The sequence below is a fragment of the Nocardia sp. NPDC056541 genome, from assembly GCF_042794235.1.
Lineage (GTDB): Bacteria > Actinomycetota > Actinomycetes > Mycobacteriales > Mycobacteriaceae > Nocardia.
The window spans coordinates 109,765-122,441 of the sequence record NZ_JBHTUD010000010.1 but is presented as its reverse complement, the minus strand read 5'-3'; the positions used below and the strand labels follow the sequence as shown (position 1 = coordinate 122,441).

The following is a 12,677-nucleotide window of genomic DNA, read 5'->3' as shown; positions in this document are numbered from 1 at the left end:
CCGAATTACAGTGCGTCGCTTCCGCGTTCGCCGGTACGGACGCGGATGATGGTGTCCACCGGGGTCACCCACACCTTGCCGTCACCGATCTTGCCGGTGCGCGAGGCTTCGACGATCACCTCGACGACCTTCTCGACCGACGCATCGTCCACGACGACCTCGACCCGGACCTTGGGCACGAAGTCCACCGAATACTCGGCACCGCGGTAAACCTCGGTGTGGCCCTTCTGCCGGCCGTATCCCTGGACTTCGCTGACGGTCATGCCGAGCACGCCTGCCTGTTCCAGCCCGGACTTCACATCTTCGAGCGTGAACGGTTTGACGATTGCCGTAACCAGTTTCATGTTCGTCATGCCTCCTTGACGAGCGTGCGTGCCGTGCCACCCACAGCAGCGAAATCGTAAGCGGTTTCCGCGTGCTCGGACTCATCCAGGCCCGCAGACTCGGATTCTTCGCTGGCGCGCAGGCCGATCGTGAACTTGATCGCGTACGCGATGATGGCCGTGGCGACCAGCGAGTAGGCGAGAACGGCGAAGGCACCGACGGCCTGCAGCTTCAACTGCTCGACCCCACCACCGTAGAACAGTCCATCGACACCTGCGGGAGCTTCGCTGGTAGCGACGAGTCCGACGATCAGCGTGCCGACCAGACCACCGACGAGGTGGACGCCGACGACGTCGAGCGAGTCGTCGAAGCCGAAGCGGAACTTCAGGCCGACGGCCAGGGCGCACAGCGCACCGGAGACGACACCGACAGCCAGGGCGCCGACCACGTTCACCGAGGAACAGGCCGGGGTGATCGCGACCAGACCGGCGACGATGCCCGAGGCGGCACCGAGCGAGGTCGGGTGACCGTCGCGGATCTTCTCCACGAGCAGCCAGGCCATCATGGCGGCGGCGGTGGCGATCGTGGTGGTGAGGAAGGTGGCACCCGCGACACCGTTGGCGCTCAGCGCCGAACCCGCGTTGAAGCCGTACCAGCCGAACCACAGCAGACCGGCGCCGAGCATCACGAACGGCAGGTTGTGCGGACGGAACGGCGTCTTCGGCCAGCCCTTGCGCTTGCCGAGGATCAGGCAGAGCACCAGACCGGCGGCACCGGCGTTGATGTGGACCGCGGTACCACCGGCGAAGTCGATCGCCTTGAGGTTGTTGGCGATCCAGCCGCCGTTCTCACCGGTGTAGCCGCTGAAGGCGAACACCCAGTGCGCGACGGGGAAGTAGACGACCGTGGCCCAGATTCCGGCAAATACGAGCCACGACCCGAACTTCAAGCGGTCGGCGACCGCGCCCGAGATGAGTGCGACCGTGATGATCGCGAACATGAGCTGGAAGGCGACGAACACCGAGAGCGGGATCGTGCCGAACAGCGGGATGGCGGCGGGGGCCGCGGGGTCGGTAGTCGCTAGATAGTCGCCGCCCAGGACGCCCTTGAGGCCGAAGTACTGGAGCGGGTCACCGACCAGCTTGCCCTTGTCCTCGCCGAACGCCATCGAGAAGCCGTATAGACACCACAGGATGGTGATCAGGCCCATCGCGGAGACGCTCATCATGATCATGTTCAGCACGTTCTTGCCACGGACCATACCGCCGTAGAAGAACGCCAGACCCGGCGTCATCAACAGCACGAGGGCCGCTGACGCCAGCATCCAGGCGGTGTCACCGGCGTCCGGTGCGCCGATCAGTGGAAATGCCACCTTGTGTTCCTCCTCATCTCGGGCCCTGCCGATGACGGCAAAAGGACCTGTACAGAAGGGTCGCCACTCGGTGTTTCATCCGTTGAGCTGTGGTGTTTCACCTGAGTGAACGGATAGCGCTGTTGTGTTGCATCCACGTTTCGCGTGGTTGGCACGAGCCTGTCAGCTCACGGTGAGGTTGGTACGGATGTGCGATTCGCCGCGAGTTCGCGCGGCGATTCCCCACACCACCGCTGTCCGGAAACAGTGATGTCAGCCCAGGAAAACAGCGATGCCCGCCCGATCGCTGGATCGGACGGGCATCGGCGGGACCGTTACGCGGTACCCCCGAGCAGCGCGTCGACGAACGCGCCCGGCTCGAACGGCGCCAGGTCGTCGGCGCCCTCGCCGAGGCCGACGAGTTTCACCGGCACACCGAGTTCGTGCTGCACCTGGAACACGATGCCGCCCTTGGCGGTGCCGTCGAGCTTGGTGAGCACCACGCCGGTGATGTCGACGACGTCGGCGAACACCCGGGCCTGCATCAGGCCGTTCTGGCCGACGGTCGCGTCGAGGACCAACAGCACCTCGTCGACCTCGCCCTTCTTCTCCACGACCCGCTTCACCTTGCCCAACTCGTCCATCAGGCCGGTCTTGGTGTGCAGGCGGCCCGCGGTGTCGACGAGGACCGCGTCGACGCCGCGGTCGATGCCCGCGGTGACCGCGTCGAAGGCGACAGCGGCCGGGTCGGCGGCCTCTTTACCGCGTACGGTCTCGGCGCCCACCCGTTCGCCCCAGGTCTGCAGCTGATCGGCGGCGGCGGCGCGGAAGGTGTCGGCGGCGCCGAGCAGCACCCGGCGGCCGTCGGCGACGAGCACGCGGGCCAGTTTGCCGGTGGTGGTGGTCTTGCCGGTGCCGTTGACGCCGACGACGAGCAGGATCGCGGGCTTGTCGCCGTGCGGAAGGGCGTGGATGGAACGGTCGAGCTCGGGACGCAGCGCCTCGATGAGCACATCACGCAGGGCGGCACGAGCCTGTTCGGGAGTGCGCACGCTGCGCGAGGCCATCTCCTCGCGCAGGCGTTCGACGATCTTGGCGGTGCTCGCGGTGCCGATATCGGCCAGCACCAGGGTGTCTTCGATCTCTTCCCAGGAGTCCTCGTCGAGGTCGCCGCCGCCGAGCAGGCCGAGCAGGCTCTTGCCGACCGCGTTCTGGGAACGGGCCAGGCGACCGCGCAGCCGGACGAGGCGGCCGGTGGTGGGGTCGATCTCGTCGATCGCGGTGGTGGTGGCGCCGGCTTCGGCCGGGGTGGTATCGGCCGGAGCCGGTGCGGGCTCGGTGGTCGGTGCGGCGGGAGCCTCGATCGAGGACGTATCCGCGGGCTCGACTTCGGTAACAACCGGGTCGGACGGCGCGGTCTTCGCGGGGGCCGTGTCCGCGGGCGCGGTCTCGGTGCCGGGCTCGGCCGGTGCGGCCGTGTCGAGGGCGGACGCGTCGTCGGGGACGACCACGGTCTCGTCGACGGCGACATCGCCCTCGGGCAGCGGAACATCGGTGATCCCGCGGCGCGGGGCGTCGCGCGGGATCGCGGCGTCGTCGCCGACGTGCGGTTGACCGTCGGTATCGGTGCGTTCAGGGACGGGTTCGGGTTTCGGCACGGTCGCCGTCGAGCCGCCCTGGCTGAAGCTGAATCCACCGGACGCGGTGTAACCACCGGAGCGGTCCGTCAACTCCTTGTCCGGCTCGGGCGGGGCCAGCGAAATCTGGCGTCGCTTGTACAGGACGAAACCCGCGACGAGCGCCACCAACAGGACGGCGGCGATCGCGGCGATCAGGATCCACGCTTGCGAACTCACCCGGCGAGTCTATTCGGGCGGGGAGTTGCCGCACGTCGGCGGCGTCTGCGCGGCAGGTCGGCGAGCCGTAGCCGGGCGCGTCGCGGCGTGGCGGAAATACTACAGATTCGTTGTCCTGCGGAACTTCTGGCGGTTGCCCCATAGGATCGGCGGAGTGACCGATCGAAACGTGCTTGGGGGGCCGCTGGAAGAGTGCGGCACCGATCCTCTCACGGGCTTCTACCGGGACGGCTGCTGCAGCACCGGTCCGGAGGATCTCGGCAGCCACACCGTGTGCACCGTCGTGACGGCGGAATTCCTGGAGCATCAGGCCTCCATCGGCAACGACCTCAGCACCCCGCGCCCAGAGAACAACTTCCCCGGCCTGCAACCGGGCGACCGCTGGTGCGTGGTGGCGGTCCGCTGGTTGCACGCCCACGAGGACGGCGTGGCCGCACCCGTGGTACTGGCCGCGACCCATGAGAACGCGCTGGAGGTCATCTCCATGGACATCCTGCGCAAATACGCCGTAGACGTCCCCGACGACGTCAGCGACCTGCTGTAAGGGGTCGCGACCCGTTGCGGAGGCGGTGAGCCTTCTGGCGGCAGGCCGGGGAGCAGTAGCGGGCCGGTCGGCCGGTGGCCGGTCTCCGGACGGGCGAGCCGCAGACGACGCAGGGTGCCGAGGTTTCGTTACCTTCCGCCGTTTCGTTACGGTCGGCCGCCGGGCGTTCCGTTACGACTGACGGATGGGCGCGCAGGGCGTCGAGGATGAGCGCGACGGCCGGGGCGAGCGGGTCCGCTGCGCGTCGATGTCGTTGGATCGCAACGCATCCGGTGAAGATGTCCAGCACATCGGTGACGACCACGTCGCGCCGGACCGCGCCCTGACGTTGCGCCGAGGCCAGCAGCGCGCCCAGTGCGCGATGGAAGCGGTTGCCCGCCCCGCGTAGCAGGGCGCGAGGCCAGCCGTCGTCGGATTGCACCAGGTCACAGAGGTCCTTGTTGCCGGGTGTGGTCACGATGACGTGGGTGCACAGGGCGAAGAAGGCCGCGCCCGGATCCGGATCGGTGAGGTGGTCGGCGGCCAGCGCCGCCAGCCGGTCGACGCGCTGTTGCATAACCGCTTCCAGCAGATCGGTTTTCGTGGGGAAATGCCGGTGGACGGTGCCCGCGCCGACACCGGCGCGGCGGGCCACCTCGGCCAGCGAGACGGTGGCGCCGCGTTCGGCGAGCGCACGCTGCGCGGCAGCCAGGATCAGCGCGCGATTGCGGCGCGCGTCGGATCGGATCGCCGGTTCCACGCCGTGCTCGACCGTCATTTCGTTACGCCTTCCCTGCACCGGACCTGGCCAACCGGGTGTGACCACCCGTACCGTCCGGAATACGGGTCGACCGACCCGATTGTAGGCACACGATCGATCACGAAACGGAGCTCCTCCGCAATGACGTCAGCACTTCCCGTTCTGATCACCGGCGCGACAGGCAAGCAGGGTGGCGCGACCGCCCACCGATTGCTCACCGAAGGCCGGCCGGTTCGCGCGTTGGTGCGCGACCCCGGCTCCCCCGCCGCCCGCGCACTGGCCGATGCCGGCGCCGAACTGACGGTCGGCGACTTCGACGACGCGGCCTCCCTGCGGGTGGCGGTGACCGGAACCCGAGCCGTATTTCTCGTTCCCCCAGCCGATTACCGCGTCAAGGGCTGGGGTGAGGACACCGAGGCCCGCCGCGGTATCGCCCTGATCGACGCGGCCCGCGCCGCCGGTGTCGAACAGATCGTGTTCACCGGCGTCGCGACGATGGGCGACGCGAAATCATGGGGTCAGCAGGGCAAACGCCGGATCGAAGAGGCGCTGGCTTCGTCGGGTCTGCGCTACACCGTGTTGCGCCCGGTGCGGTTCATGGAGAACTACCTGCTGCACGGCTCCCCTGTCGACGGTATCCGCGACGGCGGCGAACACCCGCACCTGTTCCCCGCCGATCGCCCGCTCCAGATGATCGCGATCGATGATATCGCCGCGTTCGCCGCCCTGGCCTTCGCCGACCCCGCGGGCTGGCACGCCCGCATCCTCGAACTCGCGGGCGACGCCATCACTCCGGTCGACGCGGCCGCGATCATCGGCGCCGCGATCGGCCGGCCCGTCCACTACCGCGAGGTCACCGAGGAGGAAGCCGACGCGATCGGCCCCCAACTCGGCAACACCTGGCGCCTGATCCGCGAGACCGGCGGCTGGCACGCCGACCTGCCCGCCTTGCGCGCGCTGTACCCAGAGTTGACCTCCCTGCGGGATTGGCTCGCCCGCGGCGGCTCTGAGCGGATCATCGACCGGATCGACACCACGGCTCCGGCGACCCGGTTCGGCTGAGACCGTCCAGCCGCGCGAGCACCGACCTCAGGCCGAAGCCGAGACCGGGTCGGGGTCGGGGACCTCGGCTCGGTTCAGCCGCTGGGAGATGACCTGGGTGATGCCGTCGCCGCGCATGCTCACGCCGTAGAGGGCGTCGGCGATCTCCATGGTGGGCTTCTGGTGGGTGATGACGATCAGCTGGCTCTTCTCACGCAGCTGCTCGAACAGGCCGATGAGACGGCGCAGGTTGGTGTCGTCCAGGGCCGCCTCGACCTCGTCCATCACATAGAACGGGGAGGGGCGAGCGCGGAAGATGGCGACCAGCAACGCGACAGCGGTGAGCGACTTCTCACCGCCGGAGAGCAGCGAGAGGCGCTTCACCTTCTTGCCGGGCGGGCGCGCCTCGACCTCGATGCCCGTGGTGAGCATGTCCGACGGGTCGGTGAGCACCAGCCTGCCCTCGCCGCCGGGGAACAGTTTCCCGAAGACGCCGACGAATTCGCGTTCCACATCGGCGTAGGCCTCGGTGAACACCTGGAGGATGCGGGCGTCGACTTCGGCGACCACGTCGAGCAGGTCCTTGCGCGCGTTCTTGACGTCCTCGAGCTGGGTGGCCAGAAAGGTATAGCGCTCTTCCAAGGCCGCGAACTCCTCCAGCGCAAGGGGATTCACCTTACCGAGGGTGGTGAGGTCCTTCTCGGCGCGTTTGGCGCGGCGCTCCTGGGTCGGGCGATCGTAGGGCATCGGCTGCGGTGCGCTGACCTGCTCGCCGCGCTCCTTGGCCTCCTCGTACTCGTGCAGCTCCAGGGCCGAGGGCGGCAACGGCACCTCGGGCCCGTATTCGGCGACGAGGTCGGCGAGCGCGATGCCGAATTGTTCGGAGATCGTCGTCTCCAGCTGTTCGATGCGCAGTGCCGCTTGGGCTTTGGCGACTTCGTCGCGGTGCACGGCGTCGGTGAGCTGGGTCAGCTGGGTGTTCAGCGCACGGGCGCGTTCCTTCACCTGTTCCAGCACGGCCGCGCATTCGCCACGGCGACGGACCAATTCGTCACGCCGTGCCGCGGCGGCGGCCACGACCTGCTCGAGTTCGTTCTTGATCTCGGTGCCCGATGCGGCGACGGCCGCGGCGACCGCGGCAGCCTGGCGCCGAGCGGCCTGCGCGCGTTCGGCGCGAGCCCTGGCCTCCCGCTCCCCACGGGCCGCCCTGCGCAGCGAATCCGCTTTGCCGCGAACAGATTCCGCGCGCTCCTCCGAAGTACGCACCGACAGCCGGGCCTCGACCTCCATGGTCCGGGCCTCGGCGAGCGCGGCGGCGGCTTCCTCACGGGCATAGCCCGCGGTCTCGGTGCTCGCGGCGCCGTAGCTGTCGTCGCTGCCGTCGTGTTCGATCTCGGCGTGCCGCAGCCGGTCCTCGAGCTCGGCGAGCGAGGCGAGCGACTTCTCCCGCGCCGCTTCGGCTTCCGCGCGCTGGGTGGCCAGCCGCTCGCCTTCGGTCTGTGCCGCGCGAGCGTTCTGCCCGACCCGGGCGAGCCGGTCGTAGATCGCCAGCAGTGCCTGATCGGATTCGTGCAGCGCCATCAGCGCGTGGTCGGCGGCGTCCTTGCGGTCGGTCTGTTCGGCCAGCGCGCCGGCCAGCGCGGCCTCCAGCTCCTCGGCCCGCCGTTGCGCGGCCGCCAATTCGGCGGTGGCGGTGTCGATATCGGCCTGGACCTCGAGCTGGCTGGGCATCCGTTCCGAACCGCCGACGATCCAGCCGGCACCGGCCAGATCCCCGTCACGGGTGACCACCCGCAGTTCCGGGCGCAGGGTGACGAGCTCGGTGGCGGTCGCCAGATCGTCGACGACCACCACGTCGGCAGTGAGCGCGGCCAGCGCGGGTCGCACCTGCTCGTCGCCTTCGAGCACGTCGGCGAGCCACTGCGCACCGGCGGGCAACGCGGAACGCTCGGCCGATAACGCCGCGTCGGTGGCGAAGACGAACGCCACCCGGCCACCGTCACCGCTGCGCAATTCCCGCACCGCCGAGTCGGCGGTGGTCGCGGTATCGGCGGTGATGGCATCGGCGAGCGGACCGAGCAGTGCGGCCACAGCGGCCTCGAACCCGGACTGCACGCGTAGCAGGCCCGACAGCCGTCCGCCGAGCCCGCCCACGCCGTGTTCGAGCAGCCAGGCCGCGCCGTCCTTGCGGGCCAGGTTCATGCCGAGCGCTTCGATGCGGGCACCGAGCCGGGCGACCAGCTTGCTCGCCTCCCGGTCGAGTTCCCGCAGTTCCCGCACGCGCTCGTCGGCCAGTTCCTGGGCGGCGACGGCGTGTTCGTGCTGGGCGTCCAGACCCTTCTCGCCCGCGTCGAGTTCGCCGAGTTCGTCCTGCACCGAGTCGTATTCGACCTGCGCGGTCTCACCACGGTGCCGGGCGTCGGCGATGGCCACGGACAGACGCGCGATCTCGGCGTCCACGGACTGGGCACGGGTGCGCAACGTGTCGACCTGGCCGGACAGCCGGGCCAGCCCCTCCCGCCGGTCGGCGATCGCGCGCACGGCCGCCAGGTGCGCCTGCTCGGCCGCCTTGGCGGCGTGTTCCCGCTCGGCGAGGGCTTCGCGGGCGGCTTCGAGGGTCTCGGTGGCCATCTCCACCGCGTACCGCAGTTCGGCCTCTTCGGCTTCGATCCGGTCGGCCTCGGCCTCGAGCTGGTCGGGGTCGCGTCCGGTGCCGACCGGCGCCTCGGTGTGCAGGTGCCGGGCCCGGTCGCTGGCGATGCGGATGGTGGCGTTGACCCGTTCGGTCAGCGCCGAGAGCTGGAACCACGTCTGCGCGGCGGCCTCGGCGCTGGGACTCAGCCGCGACAGCTGGAACTCCTGCTGCGCCAGTGCGGCGTTGGCGGCGTCGAGTTCGGTCTGCACGTTGATCTGCTGTTCGCGGGCGTAGGCCTCTTTGCTGAGCTGGGATTCCAGCTCGCCGCGGCGGGTGACCAGGTCGTCGGCGGCCAGTCGCAACCGGGCGTCGCGCAGGTCGGCCTGCACGGTCTGCGCGCGGCGGGCGACCTCGGCCTGGCGGCTGAGCGGCTTGAGCTGGCGGCGAAGTTCGGTGGTGAGGTCGGTGAGCCGGGCGAGGTTGGCCTGCATCGCGTCGAGCTTGCGGACCGCCTTCTCCTTGCGCCTGCGGTGCTTGAGCACGCCCGCGGCCTCTTCGACGAACGCGCGCCGATCCTCCGGCCGCGATTCCAGGATCGCCGACAGCCTGCCCTGACCCACGATGACGTGCATCTCGCGCCCGATACCGGAGTCCGACAGCAGTTCCTGCACATCCATCAGCCGGCACGTGCTGCCGTTGATCTCGTACTCGCCCGCGCCGTCGCGGAACATCCGCCGGGTGATCGACACCTCGGCGTAGTCGATGGGCAGTGCGCCGTCGGAGTTGTCGATGGTCAGTGTCACCTCGGCGCGCCCGAGCGGAGCCCGCCCGACCGTCCCGGCGAAGATGACGTCCTGCATCTTCCCGCCCCGCAACGCTTTGGCACCCTGCTCGCCCATCACCCAGGACAGCGCGTCCACGACATTGGATTTGCCGGACCCGTTCGGCCCGACTACGCAGGTGATGCCCGGTTCGAAGCGCAACGTGGTCGCAGACGCGAAGGACTTGAACCCCTTCAACGTCAGGCTCTTCAAATGCAAGAGAACTCGTCCGCCTCTCCGCGAATCAGGCCAGACCTAGGTGCGTGCAGGCATCGCACGCGGCCAGCGGTGATGGGGGTGACTCGGGCAGCCGGTTCCCGACGAGTTACCCATGTGCTCGCGAAAGCCTAGCGGACGTAGCGGCAAGTTTGCGGTCAGTGCGGATTGATGTGCTTCATCTGCTTCTGAAGTTGACGCAAGTGGGTCTGGGTGCCGGGAGTCGCTTCCCAGCCGGTGATCACGCGGAAGACCAGGACCGCGCCCCACGGGCCGATCACCCACATCGGCCAGAAGTAGGTGAGCTCGCCCGCAGTCAAGGAGATCAGACCCCAGATGACCAGCACGATCACGCTGACGCCGAGCCAGCTGCCCGCCTCGATGCGCTGCCAGATCGGGAACCGTGTACCGGGCTTGCGTTCGACCGGTACGTCCGCTTGCTGCTGTTTCGTCAGCGCGGGCAGGTCGGACAGGACGACGGCGAGTTCGTCGCGCGTGGTGGTCGCGTAGACCTTGGCCACGCGCAGATCGTATTCGCCCAGGTCGAGCCTGCCGTCGGCCAGATGTGTGCCCAACTGGGCGACGATCGCGTTGCGTTCGGCGTCGGACGCGCGCGTACCCGGGGTGATATCCATGCCGACGTCCTCTCGGTCACATCCACGGTGGAGTGCTGGTTTCCAGCGTCCACCCTCCACAGTGCGATGTCAACCGATCACCCTCGTTCAGAGAATGGCGAAGGCCACCACGAGACCCAGCGCGAAGTGCGCGGCGGCGACGACGAGAACCTCGGGGGTGTAGGTCTCGGCGTGCAGCGTGCGGCCGATGTCGATGCCGGTGACCTTCTCGATCACCCGTACCGAGATCACCTGCGCGATGATGCCGACCAGGCCGTAGATGATCGCCGCGATCAGACCTTCCGACAGCTTGCCGCTGCCGCCGGTGGCCAGCACCGCGAACACGACGATGAACGCCATGCTGATCATCCCGGCCGCCGAGACGATGATCGCGTTCGGCTTACCCGCCACCACCAGGTCGCGCAGCTTGCCGGGCGTGGTCAGGTCGATGGCGAAGAAGCCGATCAGCATGAGGGCGAGGCCGATCAGGCAGTACAGGATGATGGCGCCGACGCCTTCACCGAGCGCACTCCAATAACCCGATTCCAGGGCGAGGGCGGTCATCGTGGTCCTTTCGAACAATGTTGTGAGGTCAGGTGTCAGTCGACGATGCGGTGCGGCACGAATGCGGCGCCGTCATCGGTGATCAGGCCGGCGGTCTCCCGAATGCCCAGCCCCGCCGCGGTGTCACCCACGACCCAGGCGCCGAGCACCGGGCGCATCCCGTCGAATTCCGGTAGCGGATCGAGCAATTGGTAGACGAAACCCTCGGCGCCGTAGACGCCGCCGGTCGCGGTCTCCATGCCGGGACCGACGATGGTCATGTTCGCGCCCTCGCGGCCGAGCTTGGGTTTGCGAATGTATTCGGTGAGCTCGTGCGGGTTGTCCAGGTAGGCGGGCAACAGATTGGGATGACCGGGATACATCTCCCACAGGATCGCCAGGATCGCCTTGTTGCTCAGCAATGTGGTCCACAGCGGTTCGATCCACGCGGTCGCGGGCAGGCTGCCGACCACGCGCTTGCCGAAGTCGTCGTCGAGGATCCACTCCCACGGATACAGCTTGAAGATCGCCTCGATCGGCGCCTCGGCCAGATCGACGAACCGGTTCAGCTCGGTGTCGAAACCGACTTCCTCGATCGGCAGCGCGACCGTGTCGAACCCGGCTTCGGCCGCCGTCTCCTGCATGTAGGCGGTGGTGACATTGTCCTCGCCGGTCGCGTCGGCGCCCGACCAGGTGAAGTGCAGTTCGGTACCGGGCAGCACGCCGCGCAGTTCGGTCCAGCGCTCCACCAGTTTCTCGTGCAGCGAATTCCATTGGTCGCCACCGGGATACACCTGCTGCAACCAGTGCCACTGGATGATCGCGGCCTCGAGCAGCGAGGTGGGGGTGTCGGCGTTGTATTCCAGCAGCTTGGCCGGGCGGCGCGCGTCGTAGCGCAGGTCGAAGCGGCCGTACACGTAAGGGTCACTGCGACGCCATGATTCGGCGATCGGGCCCCACGTCCATTCCGGCAGACCGAAATCGGCGAAGCGCTCGGTGAGGACCACGTGCTCGACCGCGTGCAGACACATCGATTGCAGCAGTTCCACATCGGCTTCCAGCGCGAGGATCTCGTCCATCGAGAACTCGTAGTGCACCGACTCGTCCCAGTACGGGCGCGGCTGACCGCTGGCATCGCGCCCCGGCGCGCCGTAGACGAGGCCCTGCTTCTCGACGATCTGCTGCCAGTCCTGGCGTGGTGTGCTCTTGGTGCGCCGCATCTACGACCCACTCCCCCCGGTCGACTTGCTGCCGAGTCCGCCGCGTTGCACCGTGGTGCCGCTCTTGGTCGTGATCTGGGCATTGCGCGGTTTCACCGAGGTGCCGCCGGTGGGTGGCTTGCCGATCGTCGGTGTGCCGCCGTAGTGGTAGCGGTACTGCGGCCAGCCCAGAATCAACAGTCCGGCGCCGTGACCGCCGGAGCCCTCACTGCGGAAATTGGTCTTGCCGTCGCCGCAGTTGTCGTCGGGGACAACGACTTCCTGCCCGTTCTGGTCGATCTGCACGCACGAGGCCGTGACCTGGTCGGGTGCGGTGATCGCCCGGTAGGCGAGGTAACCGCCACCGACCAGCGCGGCGACGCCCACGATGGCGACACCGCCGATCATCACGCGTTTACGGTTGCGCCGCTTCTCCTCGGCCGCCGCGACCGCTGCCCGCTCGGCCTCTTCGGCCTGCCTGCGGGCCTTGTCCCTGGCGCGCGCCTCACCGACAGTGGGTGGACGTGGCTGGGTGACGCCGGGTTCCTGCCGTGACATCCGGCCGGGTTGCGGTTGGCCGACGGGATGCCCGCCCCCGCCGAACACCGGGTCCGCTGGCGTCGCACCGGCATTCGGATCGGACGGTGCCGAACCCGGGTCCGGCGGGGTCCAGCCCGCGCCGGAGTCGGGCGGGGTCCACGGCGATCTCTCGGGCTCGCCGTTCGAGGGTTGTTCCGGTCGATCGGGCGGACCAGGGTTCTGTGTGCTCACCGCTGCCGCCCCCTAGCCCCCGA

The 12,677-nt window shown here is 68.7% G+C and carries 11 protein-coding genes; 2 read left to right on the top strand and 9 right to left on the bottom strand.

Annotation, left to right across the window (positions count from 1 at the left end; genetic code table 11):
* Positions 1-5: 5 nt before the first annotated feature.
* The 3 genes from ACFQ9R_RS19255 to ftsY all read right to left on the bottom strand — a co-directional run bounded on the left by ACFQ9R_RS19255 (position 6) and on the right by ftsY (position 3,531).
* The gene (locus tag ACFQ9R_RS19255; RefSeq protein ID WP_067449485.1) at positions 6-344 is read right to left on the bottom strand and encodes a P-II family nitrogen regulator; all 339 of its coding nucleotides are present in this window, start codon (positions 342-344) and stop codon (positions 6-8) included.
* A 5-nt stretch (positions 345-349) separates the two neighbouring features.
* Positions 350-1,696 carry an ammonium transporter gene (locus ACFQ9R_RS19250; RefSeq protein ID WP_378992171.1) on the bottom strand — a complete coding sequence of 449 codons (1,347 nt, stop codon included), beginning with the start codon at positions 1,694-1,696 and terminating at the stop codon, positions 350-352.
* Positions 1,697-2,010: 314 nt separating this feature from the next.
* The gene (gene ftsY / locus ACFQ9R_RS19245; protein ID WP_378992169.1) at positions 2,011-3,531 is read right to left on the bottom strand and encodes a signal recognition particle-docking protein FtsY; all 1,521 of its coding nucleotides are present in this window, start codon (positions 3,529-3,531) and stop codon (positions 2,011-2,013) included.
* Between the two features lie 154 nt (positions 3,532-3,685).
* Between ftsY and ACFQ9R_RS19240 the strand changes: the two genes are divergently transcribed.
* On the top strand, positions 3,686-4,075 hold the full coding sequence (locus ACFQ9R_RS19240; RefSeq protein ID WP_019048221.1) for a DUF2237 family protein: 390 nt from the start codon (positions 3,686-3,688) through the stop codon (positions 4,073-4,075).
* On the opposite strand, the gene ACFQ9R_RS19235 is transcribed toward ACFQ9R_RS19240, so the two are convergent.
* Positions 4,059-4,832: a TetR/AcrR family transcriptional regulator gene (locus tag ACFQ9R_RS19235; RefSeq protein ID WP_378992167.1), complete on the bottom strand. Its 774-nt coding sequence runs from the start codon at positions 4,830-4,832 to the stop codon at positions 4,059-4,061. The two genes, ACFQ9R_RS19240 and ACFQ9R_RS19235, sit on opposite strands and share 17 nt — an antisense overlap.
* 123 nt (positions 4,833-4,955) lie before the next feature.
* Between ACFQ9R_RS19235 and ACFQ9R_RS19230 the strand changes: the two genes are divergently transcribed.
* Positions 4,956-5,876 carry an NmrA family NAD(P)-binding protein gene (locus ACFQ9R_RS19230; RefSeq protein WP_378992165.1) on the top strand — a complete coding sequence of 307 codons (921 nt, stop codon included), beginning with the start codon at positions 4,956-4,958 and terminating at the stop codon, positions 5,874-5,876.
* 27 nt (positions 5,877-5,903) lie between these two features.
* Here ACFQ9R_RS19230 and smc read toward each other — a convergent pair whose 3' ends face one another.
* The 5 genes from smc to ACFQ9R_RS19205 form a co-directional block, all read right to left on the bottom strand.
* Entirely contained in the window at positions 5,904-9,530 is a 3,627-nt protein-coding gene (gene smc, locus ACFQ9R_RS19225) for a chromosome segregation protein SMC (protein ID WP_378992163.1), read from the bottom strand.
* A 155-nt stretch (positions 9,531-9,685) separates the two neighbouring features.
* Positions 9,686-10,162 (bottom strand): DUF1707 domain-containing protein, encoded by a 477-nt coding sequence (locus tag ACFQ9R_RS19220; RefSeq protein ID WP_378992161.1) that lies wholly within the window; start codon positions 10,160-10,162, stop codon positions 9,686-9,688.
* 87 nt (positions 10,163-10,249) lie between these two features.
* A complete protein-coding gene (locus tag ACFQ9R_RS19215; RefSeq protein WP_062986928.1) occupies positions 10,250-10,705 on the bottom strand; it encodes a DUF350 domain-containing protein in 456 nt (151 codons plus the stop codon).
* 35 nt (positions 10,706-10,740) lie between these two features.
* Positions 10,741-11,904 carry a glutathionylspermidine synthase family protein gene (locus ACFQ9R_RS19210; protein WP_378992159.1) on the bottom strand — a complete coding sequence of 388 codons (1,164 nt, stop codon included), beginning with the start codon at positions 11,902-11,904 and terminating at the stop codon, positions 10,741-10,743.
* Entirely contained in the window at positions 11,905-12,654 is a 750-nt protein-coding gene (locus ACFQ9R_RS19205; protein WP_378992158.1) for a hypothetical protein, read from the bottom strand.
* Between the last annotated feature and the right edge of the window lie 23 nt (positions 12,655-12,677).

What these genes read in the sequence shown, in the direction of transcription:
- ACFQ9R_RS19215 (WP_062986928.1), bottom strand. Translation starts at nt 10,705, where the DNA reads ATGACCGCCCTCGCCCTGGAATCGGGTTATTGGAGTGCGCTCGGTGAA.
- ACFQ9R_RS19210 (WP_378992159.1), bottom strand. Translation starts at nt 11,904, where the DNA reads ATGCGGCGCACCAAGAGCACACCACGCCAGGACTGGCAGCAGATCGTC.
- ACFQ9R_RS19220 (WP_378992161.1), bottom strand. Translation starts at nt 10,162, where the DNA reads ATGGATATCACCCCGGGTACGCGCGCGTCCGACGCCGAACGCAACGCG.
- ACFQ9R_RS19235 (WP_378992167.1), bottom strand. Translation starts at nt 4,832, where the DNA reads ATGACGGTCGAGCACGGCGTGGAACCGGCGATCCGATCCGACGCGCGC.
- ACFQ9R_RS19230 (WP_378992165.1), top strand. Translation starts at nt 4,956, where the DNA reads ATGACGTCAGCACTTCCCGTTCTGATCACCGGCGCGACAGGCAAGCAG.
- ACFQ9R_RS19255 (WP_067449485.1), bottom strand. Translation starts at nt 344, where the DNA reads ATGAAACTGGTTACGGCAATCGTCAAACCGTTCACGCTCGAAGATGTG.